Source organism: Actinophytocola oryzae (genome assembly GCF_004364325.1).
In the GTDB taxonomy this organism is placed as follows: Bacteria; Actinomycetota; Actinomycetes; order Mycobacteriales; family Pseudonocardiaceae; genus Actinophytocola; species Actinophytocola oryzae.
Genome location: NZ_SOCP01000007.1, coordinates 453747 through 474252, shown reverse-complemented (window position 1 = coordinate 474252; position 20506 = coordinate 453747). Strand labels below are relative to the sequence as shown.

Sequence of the window (20506 nt, the reverse complement as noted above, 5' to 3'; positions counted from 1 at the left end):
CCGGACTCACACCGGCAAGCGACGACGAGCTGACGAACGACGATCAACCACCTACATGATCAACCCCCGCTCAACTGGACGCACGAAAAAGGCTCACTTGATCTCGACGAGTATCGGGTCCTCGACCATGATCGTGTAAGCCCCCTGAGCGCCTAGCTGAAAGGTGACCTCGCCGGTCGTCTCGCTGGTGGCGCCTGCGGTGAAGTTGTAGGTCCGCCTGCATGGCGTGATACCGACCGGAACGCTTTCCACGAGCGACGGCTGATATCGCGGCGGCGTCTTGTCCTGCACGCGGACGTGGATGTCGACCGGGCGGTTCGCGGTCGCGACGAAGTCGAGGCTGTAATGGTGGCCCGCGGTCAGGGTGATGGCGCTGCGGATGACGATGGCCTGCCACGGCAGGGTAAACCCACGGGGTACCACAGCAGTGAAGCCGTCGGTATCGGTGACCAGCTCGACGTCGGGGACATTGGCCCACCAGTCCCGCGGATATTCCTCGCCTGTCGGTGGTGTGCCCGGCGCGCCCATGATGAGCGCACCGGTAGCGTGCGGCTGGTCGAGCGGTCGACACACCGCGCCACGTGTCCTGCCGGTGGCCGGAGTCACCGGGTGGCCGATGTCGTCGTGGGTCATCCGGGTGCCGGCCACACCGACCACCACTCCGGTGGCGAAGACGGCCGCGCACACGGCCGCGGCCAGCCGGGCGCGTCGCGGGCCGGCCTGTCGCTCGGGCGACGTCGCCTGCGGCAGAAACGGTTCCGGCGGTGTCGTGTGCTTGACCTGTACGACACGCCATGCGGCACGCCAGCGGTCGACCACCTGCTCGACCGTGTCACCGTCCAGTCCGCGTGCCCGCAGACAGGCAGTCACGAACGACTCGACGAAGGCCAGCCTCGGTGGCCTCGGCAGTCGTTTGCCCGCGAGTACCTCGCTCGTCGTGCTGGACGGCAGCAGTTCGGTGGCTCCTTCACCGAGAGACTCGCCGGAGAGCTTCTCCAGTCTGCGCAACGACGGTTGGCCTGCCCACGTGCGCAGCCGATTGAGCTCACCGACGAGCTCCACCGGTGTCCGAACCGGTGCCGGGTCGGCGTCCGCCGTTGCGGGCGGGACATCGTGGAGGCCGACGCGGCTGCCCGAGGCCGGGTGCCGATCTCCGCGGTCGACCACCCGGTGATTCTCTGGTCGCATGTCCATCGGCACACTCCTTCGCGATCGTTGCACCGGGGGCCACTGCCTGATGACCTCGGTGACAACCACCTGACTGGTTCGAGCGGTCCGACGTCACGCCCCCCGACCGACGTTTCGGCACGACTCTTAAAGAAGTGTTACGGGCGTCCACGCGTCACAACCGGCGCGGACACGTAGCAGCCGGACTCCGGCGACTCCTGGTACACCGAGGGTGCCGCCCGGCCAGGTCTCCGAGGCGTGGTGCCCGAGCGGCCCACTGCGCGGCATCACCGAGGACGGCTACTACACGACCGCCTGACGGACCCGTGCTCTCGGCGGCGGGCTCGATGGCTGTCGCGCTGGTTCCAGGATGTCCGGGATCGTCCGGGTCTGTCCGGCTTCGGTTGCTGCTGGTACCGGCGGTGCACCGGGTCTGGTTTCGTCGAACGGGCGACGCGGTCGGTTGTGCCGTCCTCGTTCGACGATCGCCCTTTCGACGCTCCAGAGGCAGTCAATCGGAGGATTTCCATGCTCTACCGGCGTTTTGGCAAGTTCGCCGTCGTTCTCGTCCTGGCAGGCACGACGGTGCTCGCCACGACCGTGTCGGCCCAGGCCGGCCCGACCGGCCCGACCGCGGCACCGGCCGCGGCGACGCGGTGCGCGGGGCCCCTCAACCCAGCCGTGCCCAAGCCGGGCGCGATCAGGAACACGGGCAGTGTCGCGGTCGGCGTCATCCACCTGGCGGACGGCACCTGCAGTCACGGGACGTACGACACCATCCTCGGTTCGGGTCAGAACACGATCTCGGCCTTCGGCTGGCAGGAGGTGGCGGCCGTGTACATCGGCTCCCCGTACCGAGTCCGTATCAAGGCGGCGACGGATACGAAGTGGCGCTTCGACTACGGCCCCGGCACGTACACCATCTCGATGGGTGGCGGGGAGTGGGACGTGCAGGCATACCGCTGAGCCCGTCGTCACCCTGATTCACCTGCGAGCAGCCCGGCCGCGATCGCAGCGGCCGGGCTGCTCCCCCGGCCCGAGCAGGCGCCCGTCCTCGGCTATCCCCAGGACTAAGCGATGCACGGACCGAACCGCCTCACATCCTCCGCGAGTCATTCCGGCGAGACTGGGGCGGCACTGATCAGCAGCATCCTCACGCTCGTACAGTCACGTGGCCGTACCCGTTGCCGGTCCGGTCGAGCCGGCCGTAGCAGCCGTGGGCGGCAGGAACAGGTGAGTGACGCGCTCGGTCCGGATCTGTCCAGGATGTCGGCGGCGGAGCGGCCTCGCATGACAATCGTGGCACCGACCGAGGCGAAGAGCAGCGCCAAGCCTCGATGTCGGGACAGCCGAACGGGTCGTTCCAGTCGGGCACCTCGAATCCGTCACCGGCGGCCAGGAACTCCGCCATCGGCTCGGCACCGCTGCGCGGATCTCGTCAACCCGCACAGCGAAGCGAGAATGCAGGACGAGAGCCCGGCAACCCACCTGGTCCATGAACTCCACACTGGCGGCGAAGGTGTTGAGCCAGTCGAGTGGCACCCATGAGCAGCCGGTGCACCAGATCCCCAGCGTGGTGAGGAACGCGCCGGCGGCATGAACCCGCTGCCCGGCACCGCCGACATCCTGTTCCTGGAGGTCGACGTGGTCGACCCGTCCGGGTTCAGCGACGTGCTCCAGGTGCGGGGGCTGCAGATCGCGGAGCACCGCATCCTGCGGGTGGAGGCACCGGGCTGCTCGACGGGGTCCGGCAGCTCGTGATCCACTCCGGTGGCGCGGGCGCGCAGGCTCGTGAGTTCGTCGCCGTCCACGAAGACCTGCGCGTGACGATCTGCGCACTGCTCGCCCAGGCCGACTGGCTGCGCCGCGACCTGCCCGCCGCCATCCCCGACGAGCAGCAGCGCGCGCGGATCAGCGTGATCGAGCAGTCCATCTTCGAGCCCGGCCCAGCCTCCGACGCCGTGTTCATCAGCCGTGCCCTCAAAGCCCTCCCCGACCCGGACGCCGCCCACGCACTGCGCCGAGCGGCCGAGAGCCTCCTCCCCGGCGGCCGGGTGCTGCTGATCGAGGAAGTCCTCGACACCGACGCTGGCCGGCGCGTTCGTCCGGATGCACGCGCTGTCGGAACACCCCGCCACCCGCCTGGAACGCGACAGCGCACTCGCCGCCTGGCTCCAGGCCGTCGCCACCCGTCATGCCACCGCGCGAGCCGTCACGCTCTCCGGCAGCGACCGGGAGTTCCGCCTCGCGTGCGACTACCTGGCAGAGAACGCCGAGCGGTCCGTCAGCCTGGACGAGCTGGCCGCCGTCGCGGGCACGGGGAAGTTCCGCCTGGTCAAGCTCTTCCGGGACCGCACCGGGCTGCCGCCACACGCCTTGCAGATCGCCCACCGCGTCCGCCGGGCCCGCAGGCTGCTGGAAGGCGGGCACACCGCCGCCGAGGCCGCCGCGCTGACCGGCTTCACCGACCGGAGCCACCTCCACCGGCACTTCCGCCGCTCGCTCGGGTTCACCCCCGGCCAGTACCAACGCCTGTTCGCCACCACGCAGTGGTGACCATCCCCCCAACGTCGCCACCGACGATATTGTCGCCGCATCGCAGGTGCGTCCGCGGAGAACCTGAGGGAGAGGGCCGAACACGGACCGTCACTGGCCACCATCTCCTGAGCGAAGCAGGTCAGCGGTAGCGTCCCCGGCATGCCACCCGCACCCCGGCTCACGCTCAGCGAACTGCCACCGGCCGCGCGAGCGATCGCGGCGGCAGCGACCGACGCGATCGCGGCCGCGCAGGTCGGCGACGCGGCCGCGTTCGACGACGCCTGCGGCCGCCTCCTCGCCGACCCCGAACACACGCGCGTCATCCTCGGCGACACCGTCCGGCTACTGCTGGAAGAGGTGCTCCCGGACGGTGTGGACGGTGACGACCTCCGCGAGGTCATCCACCGCAGCGCCCGATCAGCGGCGCCGTGGCTCCCCAGCGTCGACCCAGGCGTGATGGTCGTCGTCCTCAGTGGCGCACTCGGGATCCACCCGGACACCCCACCAGACTCCCCCACGGGGGACGAGCGGTCACCGGAGCTGGACGACCCGTGGGACGCCGTCCCACCACGACCGACGGCAGCCTCAGTCACACAGCACGCCGTCGTCCTCCTCGCCGACCTGCTGTCGCTGCGCGGCCGCCCACTACGCGGCTACCTGGAGGCCGCGTTCACCGAGATGGCACGGCGAGAGACCGTCGAGCAGCCCTGAGCGGCGCCCGTACCACCGCGCCGCCGGGATCAGGACGGCCTGGCGAAGCAACGGGTGCTGAACAGGATGTGACCGCGGACGCCCCGCAGTACGCAGCCGGCCCACGCGGGCGCGGGGATAGGCTGGCGACCAACACCCCATGCCGCCCAGGGGCCGAAAGTGGGCGCCAGACCGCCAACCGGGAGCACGGCACGATCGGCCTGTCGTCGGTTCAGTCGTGGGAAGGTGCCGCGGTCAGGGTCGACAAGGCCTTCGCACCCAGGCTGCCGTCGATGTGGGCGCGCATGGCCTCCGCCGCTGCCCTGCTGTCACCGGCCAGGACCGCGGTCAGCATCGCCTTGTGTTCGACCGCTGTCTCGTCTCGGGCCGACTGGGAACGCTCGTCGCGCAGGCCTGCCTGTCGGTAGCGGTCGGCCTTGTCCCACAGACCGTCCAGCGTGGCTATCAGGATCTCGTTGTGGGAGGCGGCATACAGCGCACGGTGGAACATGCGGTGTGCCACCAGGTCGGCTACGTCCGGTCTGTTCGGTAGTGGGCGCAACCTCTCGTACGTTGCGCGGAGGTGGTCGATGTCCGCCGGGCCGCGTCGTTCTGCCGCCAGCGAGATCGCCAGTGGATCCAGCGCTCGCCTCATCTCCAGGAGGTCTCGGGCCTCTTCCGCGGAAAGTTGGGTTACCCGGGCGTCTCTGTGCGCGCCCAGCTCGACCAGTCGCTCCGACTCCAGCCTGCGCAGCGCCTCACGTAGCGGGGTCGTGCTGATGCCCAGTTCCTGTGCCAGCATCGCCTGGTTGAGCACGGCGCCGGGGGCGTACCCATGCGTGATGATCTTGTTTCGCACGGCGGCGTACGCGAACTCGCTCTTCGTCGTGAAGCTCGCGGTCATCGTTATAGGTTATAGCATTATCGCGGTCAGGAATGTCGCCAGTGCTATGTTGCGGCCGCACAGGACCACGGCCACCTTCTTCCCCCTGTACCTCTCGGCGGTCCTGAGCAGGCCCGCCACGGCCACGCCCGCCGCGCCCTCGATCATCCACCGCTCGCCGTCCGCCACCAGTCGCATGGCCCGTGCGATCTCGTCCTCGCCCACGGTGACGGTCTCGTCGATCACCTCCTGGCACACCGGGAAGGTCACCGAGCCCTCTTCCACCGCGCCTGCCGAGCCGTCGGACAGCGTCTCGTACTCCGGCGTCTCGACTATCCGACCCGCGAGCAGGGAGTCGAGCATCACCCTCGATGCCTCCGGCCACACGCCGACCACCCGTGTGGCCGGGCTGAGCTTCTTCAGCGCGGTCCCCACTCCCCCGATCAGCCCACCGCCGCCGACACACACGAAGACCGCGTCCAGGTCTGGCGCCTGCTCGCTCAGCTCGACGCCGAGCGTGCCCTGCCCCGCCATCGTGTCCAGGTCGTTGTAGGGGGCCACGTACGGTTTGCCGAGGTGCTCCGACTGCCGGCGTGCCTGCGCCTCCGCGGCCAGCGGAGGGCCGTCGACCACGACCACCTCCGCACCGCAGGCCCTGATCGCGTCCACCTTGGACCGTACGGCCGTGTCGCTCACGAACACCGTGACGTCGACCCCGGCCAGTGCGCCGGCTCGGGCCACGCCCAGTCCGTGGTTGCCGGTTGACGCCGTCACCACGCCGGCGCGTCGGCCTTCCTCACCGAGCGTGCGGATCTTGTTCGTCGAACCACGCACCTTGAACGAGCCCGTCGGCATCAGGTGTTCGGTCTTCAGCCAGACGTCGCAGCCCGTTTCGGCGGACAGGTGCCCACTGTGCTCGAGCGTCGTCACCGGGACGTGGGGGCGGATGCCGGTGTGCGCTGCCAGGATTCTGTCGAAAAGGTCTGCCACGCCAGGCTCCTCTGTGTCGGTCGGTGGCCGCTCGCCGAGGTTATAACCTATAGTCTCTGGATGGAAGGGTGGGTGATCCCATGGCGCTGAACACCTTCTCCAGCATCGCCCGGCTCGACCTCGCCGACGAGACGTTCCTCGTGCACCGCATCGACGCCGTCCTCGGCGCCGAGCGGCTACCACTGAGCCACAAGATCCTGCTGGAGAACCTGCTGCGGCACGAGGACGGCGACACCGTGACCGCCGACCAGATCGCCGCCCTCGCCGCCGGCACGCTCGACGTCGTCGCGTTCTCACCCTCCCGGGTGTTTCTCCACGACACCAACGGGATCCCGGTGCTGACCGACCTCGCCGCGTTGCGGGACGCCGTCGCCGAGACGGGGGGCGACCCGCGCCGGGTGAGCCCGGTGATTCCCAGTGACCTCACCGTCGACCACTCGATCGCGGCGGAGGTGGCGGGCCGGACGGACGCCCTGGCGGTCAACATCGCGCACGAGTACGCGCGCAACGCCGAGCGGTACCGGTTCCTCAAGTGGGGCCAGCGGCTCGACGGGTTCCGGATCGTGCCGCCGGGCAGCGGGATCATGCACCAGATCAACCTGGAGTACCTCGCGCCGGTCGTCGTGCGCCGTGACGGCTGGGCGTTCCCGGACACCTGCGCCGGCACGGACTCGCACACCACGATGGTGAACGCGCTCGGTGTGCTGGCGTGGGGCGTCGGCGGGATCGAGGCAGAGCTCGCCCTGCTCGGCGAGCCGTTGACGATGGTCGTCCCACCCGTCGTCGGCGTCGACTTGGTCGGTGCGCTCGCGCCGGGCGTGACGGCGACCGACCTGGTCCTCACGATCGCCGAGACGTTGCGCGCGCACGGGGTCGTCGGGTCGTTCGTGGAGTTCACCGGGCCCGCGGTCGCGGGGCTCCCGCTGGCGCAGCGGGCGACCATCGCGAACATGTGCCCCGAGTTCGGCGCCACGGTCGCTCTCTTCCCCGTCGACCGAACCACGCTCGACTACCTGCGGCTCACCGGGCGCACTCCCGACCACGTCGCGGCGGTGGAGACCTACGCGAAGGAACAGGGACTCTGGCACGATCCGGCCGCCACACCGCGCTACGACGAGCGTGTGCGCATCGACCTCGCCGGGGTGACCGCGGCACTCGCCGGGCCGCGCCGGCCCCAGGACCGGGTGTCGCTCCACGACGTGCCGGCCAACGCCACGGCGGCCGTCAACCAGATCCGCCGGATCCGCACGGTCACGCCCGAGGACAGTGGACAGGTCCTGGACGGCGCGGTCGCGATCGCCGCGATCACGTCCTGCACGAACACGTCCAACCCGCACGTCATGGTCGCGGCGGGGCTGCTCGCCCGCAACGCACGCGCACGCGGCCTGCGGACGAAGCCGTGGGTCAAGGCGAGCCTGGCGCCCGGCTCGACGACGGTCGCCGACTACCTGCGCGACGCCGGACTGTCCGATCCGCTCGACGAGCTCGGCTTCAACCTCGTCGGCTTCGGCTGCATGACGTGCATCGGCAACTCCGGCCCGCTCCTGCCGGCCGTCGCCGACGCGGTCGGCGAGCGGGGCGCCGTCGTCGCCGCGGTGCTGTCCGGCAACCGGAACTTCGACGGGCGGATCCACAACGACGTCTCGCTCAACTACCTCGCGTCGCCGCCGCTGGTCGTCGCCTACGCGCTGACCGGATCGGTCACGCACGACCTCACGACCGAGCCGATCGGCGTCGACCGGGACGGCGTCGACGTCATGCTCGCCGACCTGTGGCCGAGCGACGCCGAAATCGACGCCCTGGTCGACGAGCACGTCACGCCCGAGGTGTTCCGCACCGCCTACACCGGCTTCTTCGACGGTGACGAGCGGTGGCGCGCCGTGCCGGCGGCGGACGGTGACCGGTTCGACTGGTCCGCCGGCTCGACCTACCTGCGCCGGCCGCCGTTCCTCGACGGAGTCACCGGCACCGTGCCGGCGCCCGCCGACATCCTCGGGGCCCGGGTGCTCGCCCTGCTCGGTGGCTCGGTCACCACCGACCACATCAGCCCGGCGGGTCGCATCCCGGTACGGAGCAGCGCGGGGCGCTACCTGACCGCGCTCGGCGAGACCCACCTCGGCACGTACGCGGCGCGGCGCGGGAACTTCGAGGTGATGGTGCGTGGCGGGTTCGCGAATCCCCGGTTGCGGAACCTGCTGGCCCCTGGAGAGGGCGGGGTCACCCCGGACTTCACGCGCGGCGGTGAGATCGTGCCGATCCACGACGCCGCGTGCTCGTACGCCGTGGCCGGTGTCCCCCTGATCGTCGTCGCCGGGGCGGAGTACGGGACCGGGTCGTCCCGGGACTGGGCGGCGAAGGCCACCGCGCTGTTGGGTGTCAGGGCCGTGCTCGCATGCTCCTTCGAACGCATCCACCGGGCCAACCTGGTCCAGCTCGGCGTCCTGCCGCTGCAGTTCCTCGACGGACAGAACGCCGAGGCGCTCGGTCTGGACGGCACCGAGTCGTTCGACCTCACCGGTCTCGAGTCCGCGCTGCGCGCACCGCGGTCCCGGGTGACGGTGCGTGCCCGGCGGCCCGGTTGGGCGAGGGAGTTCGCCGTGCTGGCGCGGCTGGACACACCGCAGGAGACTGTCTACCACGCACACGGCGGCGTGTTGCCCTTCGTCTACCGGCGGTTCCTGAACGGGGAGAGCGGACGCGATGACCACTGACGTCTTCACCGAGTCCGCGCCCGCCTTCTCCCTCGCGACCCTGCGGGACCTGGTGCGTGAGCACTGGCACCTCGCCGACCCCGCGCTGCGCCCGCTGGACAGCGAACGCGACCTCAACGTCCTGGTCGACGACCGGTACGTGCTCAAGGTCGCGAACCCCGCCGAACGGGCCGACGTGGTCGACATGGAGGTCCGCGCGCTCACGCACGTCCACGCCGCGGACCCGACGCTCGCGGTACCCGCCACGGTCGCGGCCCGGGGCGGCGACCTGGTGGTGCTGCTGACCGACGCCGCCGGCCGCGACTGCCTGGCCCGGCTCATCACCCTGCTGCCCGGCAGTCCGCTGGAGGGCACCCCGGTCGACGTCGGCCTCGCCGAGCAGGTCGGTGCCGCGGCGGCACGGATGTCCGTCGCGCTGCGCGGGTTCTTCCACCCGGCGGCGGCCCGGCCGCTGGCGTGGGACATCCGGCGCATGCCCGAGGTCGTGGCCGCCTCGCCGCTCGACGGCGTGCGCGGCCTGGTCGCCAGGGTGACACCGGCGTTGGCGGCGACGCGCACCCTGCCCTCGGGCGTCCAGCACGGCGACGTCACGCTCACCAACGTGCTCGCCGAGGCTGGCACGGTCAGCGGGGTGATCGACCTCGGCGACATGCACCACACGGCCGTGGTCTGCGACCTCGCCGCGACGCTCACCTCGGTGCTGCGCCCGGTCACCGACCAGAACCAGCTGTGGCGGCTGACCGAGGCGGTGCTGCGTGGTTACGGACGCCACCGCACGCTGTCGGCCGAGGAGGTGGCGCTGCTGGGTGAGCTGGTCATCGCGCGGCTGCTCACGACACTCGCCGTGTCGGCGAGCCGGCGTGACCCGCACGAGGCGAACCGCCGTTACATCACGCAGTACGACTCGAACAGCGAACGTGCCCTGGCGCTGGTCAGCGCGTTCGGCCACGACGAGCTGGCCGAGCGGTTCGCGCGCCTGGCCGGCACCCGCGACCTGGCCGCCGCGAACACCGACCTGGCCACCCGCCGGGCCGACGCGCTGGGTGGGCCGCTGTCGCCGCTGTTCTACCGCCGGCCGCTGGAGGTGGTGCGGGGCGAGGGGCCGTGGCTGCACACCGCCGACGGCACCCGCTATCTGGACGCCTACAACAACGTCGCGGTCGTCGGCCACGCCCACCCGGCGGTCACCACCGCCGTCGCCACGCAGCTGGCCAGGCTGAACACCCACTCGCGTTACCTGCACGCGGCCGTCGTGGACCTCGCCGAACGCATCCTGGCCACGATGCCGGCCGAGCTGGACACCTGTCTGTTCACCACGTCCGGCACGGAGGCGAACGAGCTGGCGTGGCGGCTCGCGACGGAGTACACCGGCGGCTCCGCGGCCGTCATCGCCGAGCACGCCTACCACGGCTCGACGAAGTGGATGGCCGACCTCAGCCCCAACGAGTGGCCCGCAGGCCACCGGCCGGCGCACACGGCGACGTTCGAGGCGCCGCACGGACCGGCCGCCGGCCTGACCGCCGAGGAGGCGAGCAGGCGGATCGCGGCGACCACCCAGGCGCTCGATGAGCAGGCGGCGCTGGTGCTGGCCGACTCGCAGTTCACCTCCGAGGGCATCCTCGACGTGCCCGGGGAGTTCCTCGCCGGTCTGGTGGACGGCGCGCACGCCGCCGGTGCCCTCTACCTGGCCGACGAAGTGCAGTCCGGGTACGGCCGCAGCGGCCCGCACCTGTGGCGCTTCGTGCTGTCCGGCGTCACGCCGGACATCGTGACGCTGGGCAAGCCGATGGGCGCGGGCTACCCGATCGGGGCCGTGGTCACCCGGCGCGAGATCGCCGACGTGCTCGCACGGAGGTACGAGTACTTCTCCACCTTCGCCGCGACACCAGCCGCCGCGGCCGCGGGTCATGCCGTGCTGGACATCCTCCAGCTGACCGGTCTGCCCGAGCAGGCGGTCGAGGTCGGCGCGCGGCTGCGGGCGGGTCTGCGTGCGCTCGCCGAGGGAGAGCCGTTGCTCGGCGACGTCCGCGGTGTCGGTCTGCTGGCCGGGGTGCACGTCCGTGCCGACGGCGAGGCGGCGTCCCGCGACGTCGCACGGTCACTGCTCGAACTGCTCGTCGGTCAGGGCGTGCTCGCGGGCCTGACCGGTGCCGGCGGCGACGTGCTCAAGATCCGCCCGCCGCTGGTCTGGGAGCGGGCCCACGCGGACCTGTTCGTCGACCGGCTCGGGCGGGCACTCAGGGCTCGTCGAGAAAGGCGATGAGGGCGGCGGCCAGCTCGGGGCCGTCGAGCGCGGTCAGGTGATCGCCCGGCACCTGGACGTGCCGGGCGTCGGGTAGCGCCGCGGCGAGCCCGGGTCCGTCGACGGTGTCCTCGGTGCCGGTCACCACGAGGGTGCGGGTGGCGATCCGGGACAGCGCGGACTCCGGCGTCGGGACGAACGTGCCCAGCACCGGGTGGGCCGGCCCGCCGGGGCGTCGTCGTCGCGGGATGACGGAGCCGAGTCCCTGCCCGATGACGACCGCGCGGGCCGGGTGGGCACCGCGGACCAGCATGCGCAGCGCGGTGCGGCCGCCGAGCGAGTGTCCGCCGAGGTCGTAGTCGTCGAGGCCGAGTTCCTCGACCAGTGCGAGCCCGTCGTCGACCAGGACGTCCGGTGGGTAGGCCGCGTGCGGGGACGCGCTGTCGCCGTGGCCACGCAGGTCCGGGAGGATCACGCGGCGGCCGTGCTCGGCGAGGGTGGCCGCAAGTCCACTGTCGAGCCACACGGCCGACGTCGACGCGAACCCGTGGAGCAGCACGAGGGGGCGGCCGTGCCCGAGGTCGCGGTAGGCCAACTCGAGGCCGTCGCCACCGGGGAACCGGGACATGTCAGCTCCGGACACCGCGGACCGGGGGAAGGACCGTCGGGCCGCCGTTGACGTTGACCTCGTGCGCCACTGTGACGCCGTCCTCGTCGAAGCTCAGCCGCAGCTGGTCGATGAACGGCGACTCCAGGAAGTGCCAGGTCAGCGCCAGCTCGTCGGTCGACCACCGTGCGGCGGCGACGATGACCGCCCGGGTGTCCTGATAGGAGTGGTGCAGGCGCCACACGCTCACCCCGGTGCGCTGCCGGACCCAGTGCCCCAGGCCGTGTTCGATCGCGTGCTCGCCGCGGTCGTCCGCGATGCCCAGCAGCACCGCGCCGTCCTTGCGCTCGACCGTGAGGCTGCGCAGGCCGTGCTCGTTCGGTGCGAAGTGGTAGGTCCCCTCGACCCCGGTCGGGACCTCGGTGGCCGGTACCGGCTCCGGTTCACGGGCCCGCAGGACCAGACGGTAGACGGCCTCTGCGGCGGCGTCGTCGGCTCCCTCGCCGCGGAGCGCGGACCGGAACGTGGTGCGGAGCATCTCCGGCAGGTCGTGGTAGGTGCCGTCGCCCATCGCGCCGGTGACGACGACGACCCCGTCCTGGTCCGGGAAGACCATGCACTCCTGGCCGAAGATCCCCGACGCGTTGTGGATCCGGTCCTCGGTGGTCCAGAACTGGTAGCCGTAGCCGGAGTCCGCGACGGCGTCCGCCCCGGGCCGCCCGAACTCCCGGCCGTTCCACGTCCCCATCGCGGCGTGCCGGACGTGCGGCGCCGATGCCCGCCGCGCCCAGCCCTCCGGCAGCACACGCTCCCCCGCCCACCACCCGTCCCGCAGGTACAGCACGCCGAAGGACAACAGGTCGCGGGGGCGCAGCGAGAGCCCGTTGCCGCCGCCGCACACGCCGTCGGGGTCCCGCTCCCACTCGACGTCCTCGATGCCGAGCGGGTCGAACAGCCGGGGGCGCAGGTACTCGTCGACGGGCAGGCCGGACACCTCCTGCACGATCGCCGACAGCACGTGACTGGCCGAGCTGTCGTACATGAAGGTGTGGCCGGGCGGCTCGACCACCGGCTCCGCGAGGAACTCCTCGACCCAGCCGGTCGTGCGCAGCCGGGTCGTCGCGCCGGACAGGCCGCGACCGTGGCCGGTACGCATGGTGAGCAGGTCGCGGACCCGCATCCCCCGCAGGTCGGCGCCGGCCGGCAGGCGTGGGAAGAAGCCGGCGACCGGGTCGTCGAGCCCGAGCAGCCCCTCCGCCTCGGCGAAGCCGACGGCCGTGCCGGTGAAACTCTTGGTCGCCGAGTGCAGCTTGTGCCGCAGCGACGGCGCGTGGGGCCACTGCCACAGCTCGAGCACGGTCCGGCCGCGCCGGTGGACGAGCAGCGAGTGCAGGCGCATCCCCCGGTCGGCGAGCTCACGCAGCAGGGCGTGCACCGGGCCAAGGCCGATCGTCGCCTCGTCGTTCACCGTGGTCACGCCGCTCTCCTGCTCAACAGGTCCGCCATGAACTCCTGGACGACGGGGATCACCAGGCTGCCCCGGTGGCCGACACCGGGCACGACGTCGAAACGCACGTCGATGCCGTGCGCCACGAAACCGGCACGCAACGTCTCCAGCCGCTCGACGCGGGTCCGGCCGGTCCTCTCCACCCCGTCCATCCAGTTCGGGCCGCCGACGTTGGCGATCTCCCAGGTCTCGACGTCGTCACCGCCCACCACCATCTGCACGGGCACCCGGCGCACGGCGTCGAGGTCGATCGGCACACCGAAGCGCTCCGCGAAGCCCCCGGTGCCGAGCCACCACGGCAGGGTGTCGTCGAGCTCGGTGATCCGGCCGGGTGCGCCGATCGACACGCCGGCCAGCCGGTCCGGCGCGGCGTAGAGGAACCGGTGGGCGAACTGGCCGCCGCCGGAGAACCCGTGGAGGTAGAACGTCGCGGTCTCCGTGTTGAACCGCGCGCCGACCTCGTCCACGATGTGGAGCAGTTCGTGGTCGAACCGGATTCCCTTGTACTCCAGGAACTTGAAGTTGTGCAGCTCCCCCGGCTCGACCAGTCCGGCCGGGAACAGCGGGGTCAGGATGACGCACCGGTGCTCGATCGCGAACTGCTTCCAGTGGTTCCGGTACGCCTCGGCCGACCGCCCGGTGCCGTGCTGGACGACCACGAGGGGCAGCGGCGCCGCGTCCGGCGTGTGGTCCTTGGGCACGTACAGCGCGTAGGACAGGCGTTGGTCGTGCTGTGACGCGAAGAACGGGGTCGCGCCGAGGAGGTGCGCGCCCTGTGAGTCGGGCTCGGTGGTGGTCGCCATCGCCGTCGTGCCTCTCTTGTCGGTCGGGGGCGTCAGAACGCGGTCAGGACGTGCTCGAAGTGTTCGACCTCCGGCAGTCCCTCGATCGAGTCGCCGATGAGCGCCCGCCACCGGGCGAAGTCCGGCGAGCCCCGGAAGCCGGACAGGTGGTCGTCGACCGACTCCCAGCCGACGGTCAGCCGGTAGGACAGCGGGTGCTCGTGCGAGCGCTCCAGGACGAACGTGCGCGCGCCGTGCGCCCGCTGGAACAGCGTGGCCGCCGCCGCCACCGCGTCCTCGAAAGCGTTCTCCCGCCCGGGTTTCACGGTGATCCGGGCGCTCTCCCTGACGATGTCCACCGGCTCGGCGCCGTCGGGCTGCTCGGCCTCGATCCGGCCGCGCTCCCCCGACGCGACCAGTGTCCGCGTCGCCTCGATGCCCGCATAGGTCCAGAAGATCGTCATCGGCTCGCCGGCCGAGGCGTTCTCGAAGTGGTGCGGGATGCCGGCCGGCACGAAGGTCGTGTCGAACGCGCGCAGCGGCGTCCGCGTGCCGTCGATGTCCACGACTGCCGCACCCTGCAGGACGACCACCGACTCGGCGACGTTGTGGACGTGGTGGGCGATCGCCGCACCCGGCTCGAAGCTGGTGACGCCGTTGAGGAACGACGTCGCGCCGCGGGCGCTGGTCACGAGCGGCACCGTGCGTGCTCCCGCGCCCCGGTCCCGCGCCGGCAGCTCGTCCGGACGCAGGATCCGGGCGGACACACCGGTCACGACAGCTCGCCGATCCAGACCGTCTTCACGTTGACGAACTCCTTCAGCCCGTAGCCACCCAGCTCGCGGCCGTAGCCGGACTTCTTGATGCCGCCGAACGGCAGGCGCGGGTCGGAGGCGACCACGCCGTTGACGAAGACCGCGCCCGCGTCGATGAGGGGGACGAGCCGCCGCGCCAGCGCGGGGTCCTCGGTCCACAACGCCGCCCCGAGCCCGTACTCGGTGCGGTTGGCCAGTGCCACGGCCTCCTCGGCGTCACGCACCCGCGTGATGCTCGCGACCGGCCCGAACGTCTCTTCCGCGAAGGCCGCCATGCGCGGCGTGACGTGGTCGAGCACGGTGGGCGGGTAGAAGAAGCCCGGACCGTCGCCGGGGTGGCCGCCCAGACGCGGCACCGCGCCGTCGGCGACACTGCGCAGGACCTGGTCGTGCAGTACGTCCCGGAGGTCGCGGCGGGCCAGGGGGCCGATCTCGGTGGTCTCGTCGAGCGGGTCGCCGACCACCAGCGCGCCCGCCTCGCGCACCACGAGGTCGACGAACTCGTCGGCGACCGCCTCGTCGACGAGGAAGCGCTTGGCGTTGACGCAGCTCTGGCCGGAGTTGGTGAACCGCGAGCGGACCGCGGCGGTGGCCGCCCGCGCCAGCGGGGCGTCGCGCAGCACGATGAACGGGTCGGAGCCGCCGAGCTCCAGGACGTGCTTCTTCAGCGCCGCGCCCGCCTGGGCGGCCACGATCGCCCCCACCTCGGTGGAGCCGGTGAAGGTGACGGCCGCGACGCGGTCGTCGGCGATGAGGTCGGCGACCGCGGTGGACTCGACCAGCACGGTGGCACACAGACCTTCCGGGGCGCCGGCGCGCCGCACCACCTCCTCCAGCACGAGCGCGCAGCCCGAGACGTTGGCGGCGTGCTTGAGGATCGCCCCGTTGCCGGCCGCGAGTGCCGGGGCCAGGAACCGGAAGTACTGCCAGAACGGGAAGTTCCACGGCATGATCGCGAGCAGCACGCCGAGGGGTTCGAGGACGACCTCGCTGCGTGCCGCGCCGGAGACGACCGGTTCCGCTGCGAGGTAGCGGGTTCCGTGCTCGGCGTAGTGGTCGAGTGTCCACGCGCACTTCTCGATCTCGGCGCGGGCCTCGGTGACGGGCTTGCCCATCTCGCTGGTGATCAGCCGCGCGAACCGGTCCACGTCGGACCGCAGTTCCGCGGCGATCGCGGTCAGCAGGGCCAGTCGCCGTTCCAGCGGAGTCGCACGCCAGCCCCGCTGGGCCGCCGCGGCGGCCGCGACGATGTCGGCGACCTGTTCTGGCTTGTGCGAGTCGTACTCCGCGAGCCACGCCTCGGTGGCCGGGTTGACGGACACCGGCATGCCGGCTCCTCTCACTGTCTCGGTGGGACTGCGCCGGCGTGGGTGGCGAGCCGGCGCCGCTCGGACACCGCCGCCACGACGTGGGCGGCGAAGTCCTCGGTGCCCAGACCACCGCCGAGGTCGCGGGTGCGGGTCGCCGGGTCGCCGAGGACCTGCTCCACCGCGGACCGGATGCCGGCCGCGGCGGCCGTCATCGCCTCGTCGCCCGCGCGTCGCCCCCACCAGTCGAGCAGCATGGCCGAGGAGAGGATCAGCGAGGTCGGATTGGCCACGCCCTGGCCGGCGATGTCCGGCGCGGAGCCGTGCTGTGCCTGCGCGACCGCGAGGTCGTGGCCCACGTTGAGGGAACCGCCGAGCCCGAGGCTGCCGGACAGCTCCGCCGCCTCGTCGGACAGGATGTCGCCGAACATGTTCGTGGTGACGATGACGTCGAACGTGTCGGGGCGCCGGATCAGCGCCGCCGCGGCGGCGTCGACGATCAGCTCGTCGAGCGCGACGCCCGGGAAGTCCGCCGCCACCGCACGGACCTCGCGGAGGAAGAGCCCGTCGGACAGCCTGAGCACGTTCGCCTTGTGCACCGCCGTCACCCTGCCGCGGCGGCGGGCGGCCAGCTCGAACGCGGCACGCGCCACGCGTTCGCACCCCCGGGCGCTGATCTTCCTGATGCTGAAGGCGTTGTCCTGGTCCGGCATGAACTCGCCGCTGCCCGCGAACATGTTGCGGTCGGAGTAGAAGCCCTCGGTGTTCTCCCGCACGATCACCAGGTCCATCGGTCCACGCGGGACGGACAGGCCCGCAAGCGACCGGCACGGCCGGACGCCGGCGAACAGCTCGAACCGCACGCGCAGCTCCGCCGACGGGTTGATCCCGCCCTGGTCCCGCGACGGGTAGTCGTAGTGCGACACCGGCCCCAGGACCACGCCGTCGACCTCCGGGATCCGGTCGAGCACCGCCGCCGGCAGGGTGGTGCCGTGCGTGGCGAGGCTCGCGAGACCGATGTCTGCGAACTCCAGCGCGAAGCCGAGGCCATAGGCGCGGTCGGCCGCGTCGAGCACCGCCACGGTCGGGGTGACGATCTCCGGGCCGATGCCGTCTCCGGGCAGCACGAGCACTTTCATGGGTGCGGTGGTCCCCTCGCTCCCTGGTACCGTCGGTGGATGTAGTTGACCCTACGACTGGATCGCCAAAGCTGTAGTATCTACTACGATATTCTGCCACCACGACGAGAAAGTCAACCGCCGCCGTGAACACACCGTCCGCCGACGGACCACTGCGCGACCGGGTCACGGCCAAGCTCGCGGAGCTGTCCCCCGCGGAGCGCCGGGTCGCCGAGTACCTGCGCGACCACGTCCTGGAGATCGTCTTCGCGACGGCCGACGAGATCGCCGAGGCGACCGACACCAGTGACGCGACCGTCATCCGCACCGCCAAGGCACTGGGTTACTCGGGCCTGCCCGAGCTGAAGCGGGAGGCCGGCCGGCGCGCACTCGGCGGCGTCCGGCCCTCGGCACGCCTGCGCAGCCGCATCGACAAGGCGGGCCACGAGACCTCGACTCTGCTGGACCACGTGTTCGCCGAGGCGACGGAACGGCTCGACGAGACCCGCAGGCTGATCACGGACGAGGACTTCGTCGCCGCCGTGGACCTGCTCATGGCCGCCCGTGAGGTCGTGAGCTTCGGGCTCGGTCCTTCGGAGCTGAGCGCGCAGTACCTCACCCTGCGGCTGCGCAGGCTCGGCAGGCAGACCCGCCAGATCACCGCGACCGGCTTCCGGCTCGCCGACGACCTGCTGGGCCTGCGTGGGTCCGATGTCGTGGTCCTCTACGTGCCCGGCCGGCTGATCAACGACGTGCACGTCGTGCTCGACCACGCGCGGACGGTCGGCGCACCGATCATCCTGGTCTCCGACGCGCTGCTCCCCGTCCTCGCCGACCGGGTGACGCTCACCCTCGCCGCGGTGCACTCCGGTTCGGGCTTCACCGGCGAGGGGCTCAGCGCGCTGCTGCTCACCGACTGCCTCGCGCTCGGCATCGCGACCAGGGAACGAGAACGTGCCACCGCCACGTCCGAACTGCTCAACTCGCTGCGTGCCGCGTTGACCCAGTCCACCCGGAACGAGACACCCGCCCGCCGCCCACGCCGTGGTGGCCAGGCCCCGAGGTGACTCCGACAGTGGCATTCACTGCACTGATCGATATAGTGGGTAGTGTTCACTACAGGCACGCCGGGGTCCAGGGAGGTGGCGGTTGTGCGCGCTGCCGACGAGACGGGGTCGCTCGCCGAACGGGTCGCCGCCCGGCTGGACTCGCTGACCACGACCGAGCTGAGGGTCGCGCGCTACCTCGCCCGCCACCCCGACGAGGCGGCGTTCTCCTCCGCGGAGGCACTCGGCCGCGCCACCGACACCAGCGACGCCACCGTCATCCGCACGGTCAAGGCACTCGGCTACCCCGGGCTGCCGGCGCTCAAGAAGACCCTGCAGGAGGCCGTGCGGGAGCGGCTCACCCCGGCCGGTCGGTTGGGTCGCCGGGTCGACCTCGTCGGCTCAGACCCGGACTCGCTGCTGTCGGACGTGCTGGGTGAGAGCATCAGCCTGCTCGAGGAGGCCAGGAGCACGATCCGGCCCGCCCAGTTCACCGCGGCCGTCACCGCGCTGCGTGGGGCACGGGAGATCGTCGTGATGGGCACCGGCCCGCTCGCCATGCTCGGCCGGTACCTGGCACTGCGGCTCACGCGGCTCGGCTACCGGGCCCAGGTCGCCCTGCCGTCGGGGTTCCTGCTCGCCGACGACCTGATCCGACTGACCGAGCGGGACGTGGTCGTGCTGGTGTTGCACGAGCAGATCACCGTCGAGGTCGAGGTGGCCCTCGACCACGCCAAGGAGGTCGGCGCGACCGTGGTCCTGGTGACGAACAACCTCGGCGAGGCGCTGCGCGACCGGGTGGCGGTCGTGCTGACCACGCCGACCGGCACCGCGCAGCTGTACCGGATGCAGGCCACGACCCTCGCCGTGTTCGAGGCGCTGGTCCTCGCCATCGCCGTCACCGAGTCCGAGCCGGCACTGCGCTCGCTCACGTTGATGAACCGGCTGCGGGACGACCTGCGGGAGGAACGCGGCCGGTGACGGGCGCACGCCTCAACCTGCCACGCGATCGACCGTCCGGGTCGCCACGTCGCCCAGCAGCGGCGCCAGCCTGGTGGCCATCAACCGGTAGCCCTCGGGGTTCGGGTGCAACCCGTCGGCGAGCAGTGCCGCGTCCGCCGGGCCGAACGCGGCGCGGCCGTCGATCAGGTGGATGTCGCCGTAACCGCTGTCCCGCAACGCGTCGACCGCCTCGGCCAGCAGCTCGCGGAGGTCCGCGACCGTGACCCCGACCGCGTTCGGCACGTCCTCACCCCTGTCGTAGTGGATCGGAGTCTGCACCACCAGCGGCACATCGGGGTGCCCGTCCCGGATCGTCTGCACGAAGCCGGTCACGGCCGGGACGAACGAGCGTGCCGAGAACGTGGTGCGGCCGTAGACGTTCGCCCCGAGACACAGGCTGATCAGGTCGGCGGGGCAGTCGCGGATGAACCGGGCCACGACCTGGTCGAGATGGCACTCGCCGCCGAAGCCAAGACAACGCAGGTCCCAGTCGTGGGCGGCGGCGACCAGCGCGGGCCACGTCTCGGTCGGCCCATCCGCCCCGGTGCAGTGCGTGATCGAGCTGCCGTAGCCAATCCACCTCGGTCGCGGGACCGCCGCCTCGACCTGGGCGCCGGGCGGCAGCCGAAGCTGCCCCAGCTCGGTGTACCCGAGCTGGGGCAACCAGATCTGGACTCGTTTGGGCGTGTTCGCCAACCCCTCGACGGCGAGCACCCCCCGTCCCTCGATCCGCCTGCGCGCCACGAGGGACCCGTCCACCACGACGTCGAACGGCGCCGGCGGGCGGGCGTTGGACGGGCGGGACGGACGGGCGTCGCTGACCGCGGCGGCCACGGCGACGTCCCATGCGAACGCGGTGGCGTCGGTCTCCAGGTCCAGCCGGACCCCGGCCGCCATCATGGCCCGCTCGAGCAGCCGGGGCTGGATCAGCCCGCGCGTTCTCCGCACCGGCAACCGCCAGGGCAGCTCTCCCACCTTTCCCGGGACCAGCTCGGCGTGTCCGGTCAGTCCCAGCCGGGGGTCGCCCGGCGCCAGCTCGGTCAGCACATCCTCACCTCGGTAGCGTCGACGACAACTGTCGACTATGATCGTAGCATCTAC

At 71.6% G+C, this 20506-nt stretch carries 18 protein-coding genes and 1 pseudogene; 9 read left to right on the top strand and 10 right to left on the bottom strand.

Annotated elements, in window-relative coordinates; genetic code table 11:
- Positions 1-93: 93 nt before the first annotated feature.
- Positions 94-1062 (bottom strand): hypothetical protein, encoded by a 969-nt coding sequence (locus CLV71_RS21850; protein WP_133904657.1) that lies wholly within the window; start codon positions 1060-1062, stop codon positions 94-96.
- Positions 1063-1695: 633 nt separating this feature from the next.
- Here CLV71_RS21850 and CLV71_RS21845 point away from each other — a divergent pair.
- The 5 genes and pseudogenes from CLV71_RS21845 to CLV71_RS21830 all read left to right on the top strand — a co-directional run bounded on the left by CLV71_RS21845 (position 1696) and on the right by CLV71_RS21830 (position 4416).
- On the top strand, positions 1696-2133 hold the full coding sequence (locus tag CLV71_RS21845) for a hypothetical protein (RefSeq protein ID WP_133904656.1): 438 nt from the start codon (positions 1696-1698) through the stop codon (positions 2131-2133).
- 630 nt (positions 2134-2763) lie between these two features.
- A complete protein-coding gene (locus CLV71_RS47845) occupies positions 2764-2928 on the top strand; it encodes a hypothetical protein (RefSeq protein WP_166664198.1) in 165 nt (54 codons plus the stop codon).
- Positions 2925-3218 (top strand): annotated as a pseudogene (locus tag CLV71_RS50670) (class I SAM-dependent methyltransferase); the annotation flags it as partial. The gene CLV71_RS47845 and the pseudogene CLV71_RS50670, both read left to right, overlap by 4 nt.
- A gap of 58 nt (positions 3219-3276) precedes the next feature.
- On the top strand, positions 3277-3723 hold the full coding sequence (locus tag CLV71_RS21835; protein WP_133904655.1) for a helix-turn-helix domain-containing protein: 447 nt from the start codon (positions 3277-3279) through the stop codon (positions 3721-3723).
- Positions 3724-3864: 141 nt separating this feature from the next.
- Positions 3865-4416: a hypothetical protein gene (locus tag CLV71_RS21830; protein ID WP_133904654.1), complete on the top strand. Its 552-nt coding sequence runs from the start codon at positions 3865-3867 to the stop codon at positions 4414-4416.
- A gap of 211 nt (positions 4417-4627) precedes the next feature.
- Here the strand turns inward: CLV71_RS21830 and CLV71_RS21825 are convergent, their stop codons facing one another.
- A complete protein-coding gene (locus tag CLV71_RS21825; protein WP_133904653.1) occupies positions 4628-5299 on the bottom strand; it encodes a GntR family transcriptional regulator in 672 nt (223 codons plus the stop codon).
- A 9-nt stretch (positions 5300-5308) separates the two neighbouring features.
- A complete protein-coding gene (locus CLV71_RS21820; RefSeq protein WP_133904652.1) occupies positions 5309-6268 on the bottom strand; it encodes a threonine/serine dehydratase in 960 nt (319 codons plus the stop codon).
- An 80-nt stretch (positions 6269-6348) separates the two neighbouring features.
- Here CLV71_RS21820 and acnA point away from each other — a divergent pair, with 80 nt between their 5' ends.
- Positions 6349-8979: an aconitate hydratase AcnA gene (gene acnA, locus CLV71_RS21815; RefSeq protein ID WP_133904651.1), complete on the top strand. Its 2631-nt coding sequence runs from the start codon at positions 6349-6351 to the stop codon at positions 8977-8979.
- Positions 8969-11242: an aminotransferase class III-fold pyridoxal phosphate-dependent enzyme gene (locus CLV71_RS21810; protein ID WP_133904650.1), complete on the top strand. Its 2274-nt coding sequence runs from the start codon at positions 8969-8971 to the stop codon at positions 11240-11242. The genes acnA and CLV71_RS21810 overlap by 11 nt, the downstream gene beginning before the upstream one ends.
- Here the strand turns inward: CLV71_RS21810 and CLV71_RS21805 are convergent.
- From CLV71_RS21805 to CLV71_RS21775, 6 genes are read right to left on the bottom strand one after another with little or no spacing between them, the layout of a single operon-like run.
- The gene (locus tag CLV71_RS21805) at positions 11217-11849 is read right to left on the bottom strand and encodes an alpha/beta fold hydrolase (protein ID WP_133904649.1); all 633 of its coding nucleotides are present in this window, start codon (positions 11847-11849) and stop codon (positions 11217-11219) included. The genes CLV71_RS21810 and CLV71_RS21805 overlap by 26 nt on opposite strands.
- Position 11850: 1 nt before the next feature.
- On the bottom strand, positions 11851-13305 hold the full coding sequence (locus CLV71_RS21800) for a serine hydrolase domain-containing protein (protein ID WP_133904648.1): 1455 nt from the start codon (positions 13303-13305) through the stop codon (positions 11851-11853).
- Positions 13302-14138, bottom strand: coding sequence for a PHB depolymerase family esterase (locus tag CLV71_RS21795; protein WP_133904647.1), 837 nt, complete (start codon positions 14136-14138; stop codon positions 13302-13304). The genes CLV71_RS21800 and CLV71_RS21795 overlap by 4 nt, the downstream gene beginning before the upstream one ends.
- A gap of 32 nt (positions 14139-14170) precedes the next feature.
- Positions 14171-14893, bottom strand: coding sequence for a cupin domain-containing protein (locus CLV71_RS48535; RefSeq protein ID WP_208297664.1), 723 nt, complete (start codon positions 14891-14893; stop codon positions 14171-14173).
- Positions 14890-16260, bottom strand: a complete 1371-nt coding sequence (locus CLV71_RS21780) for an NAD-dependent succinate-semialdehyde dehydrogenase (protein WP_133904646.1) — start codon at positions 16258-16260, stop codon at positions 14890-14892. The genes CLV71_RS48535 and CLV71_RS21780 overlap by 4 nt, the downstream gene beginning before the upstream one ends.
- An 11-nt stretch (positions 16261-16271) precedes the next feature.
- Positions 16272-17378, bottom strand: coding sequence for an isocitrate/isopropylmalate dehydrogenase family protein (locus CLV71_RS21775; protein ID WP_133904645.1), 1107 nt, complete (start codon positions 17376-17378; stop codon positions 16272-16274).
- Between the two features lie 125 nt (positions 17379-17503).
- On the opposite strand from CLV71_RS21775, the gene CLV71_RS21770 reads away from it, so the two are divergent.
- On the top strand, positions 17504-18424 hold the full coding sequence (locus CLV71_RS21770; protein ID WP_133904644.1) for a MurR/RpiR family transcriptional regulator: 921 nt from the start codon (positions 17504-17506) through the stop codon (positions 18422-18424).
- Positions 18425-18508: 84 nt separating this feature from the next.
- Positions 18509-19384 (top strand): MurR/RpiR family transcriptional regulator, encoded by an 876-nt coding sequence (locus CLV71_RS21765; RefSeq protein ID WP_166664197.1) that lies wholly within the window; start codon positions 18509-18511, stop codon positions 19382-19384.
- A 12-nt stretch (positions 19385-19396) separates the two neighbouring features.
- On the opposite strand, the gene CLV71_RS21760 is transcribed toward CLV71_RS21765, so the two are convergent.
- Positions 19397-20452, bottom strand: a complete 1056-nt coding sequence (locus tag CLV71_RS21760; RefSeq protein WP_208297663.1) for a GDSL-type esterase/lipase family protein — start codon at positions 20450-20452, stop codon at positions 19397-19399.
- Positions 20453-20506 lie beyond the last annotated feature (54 nt).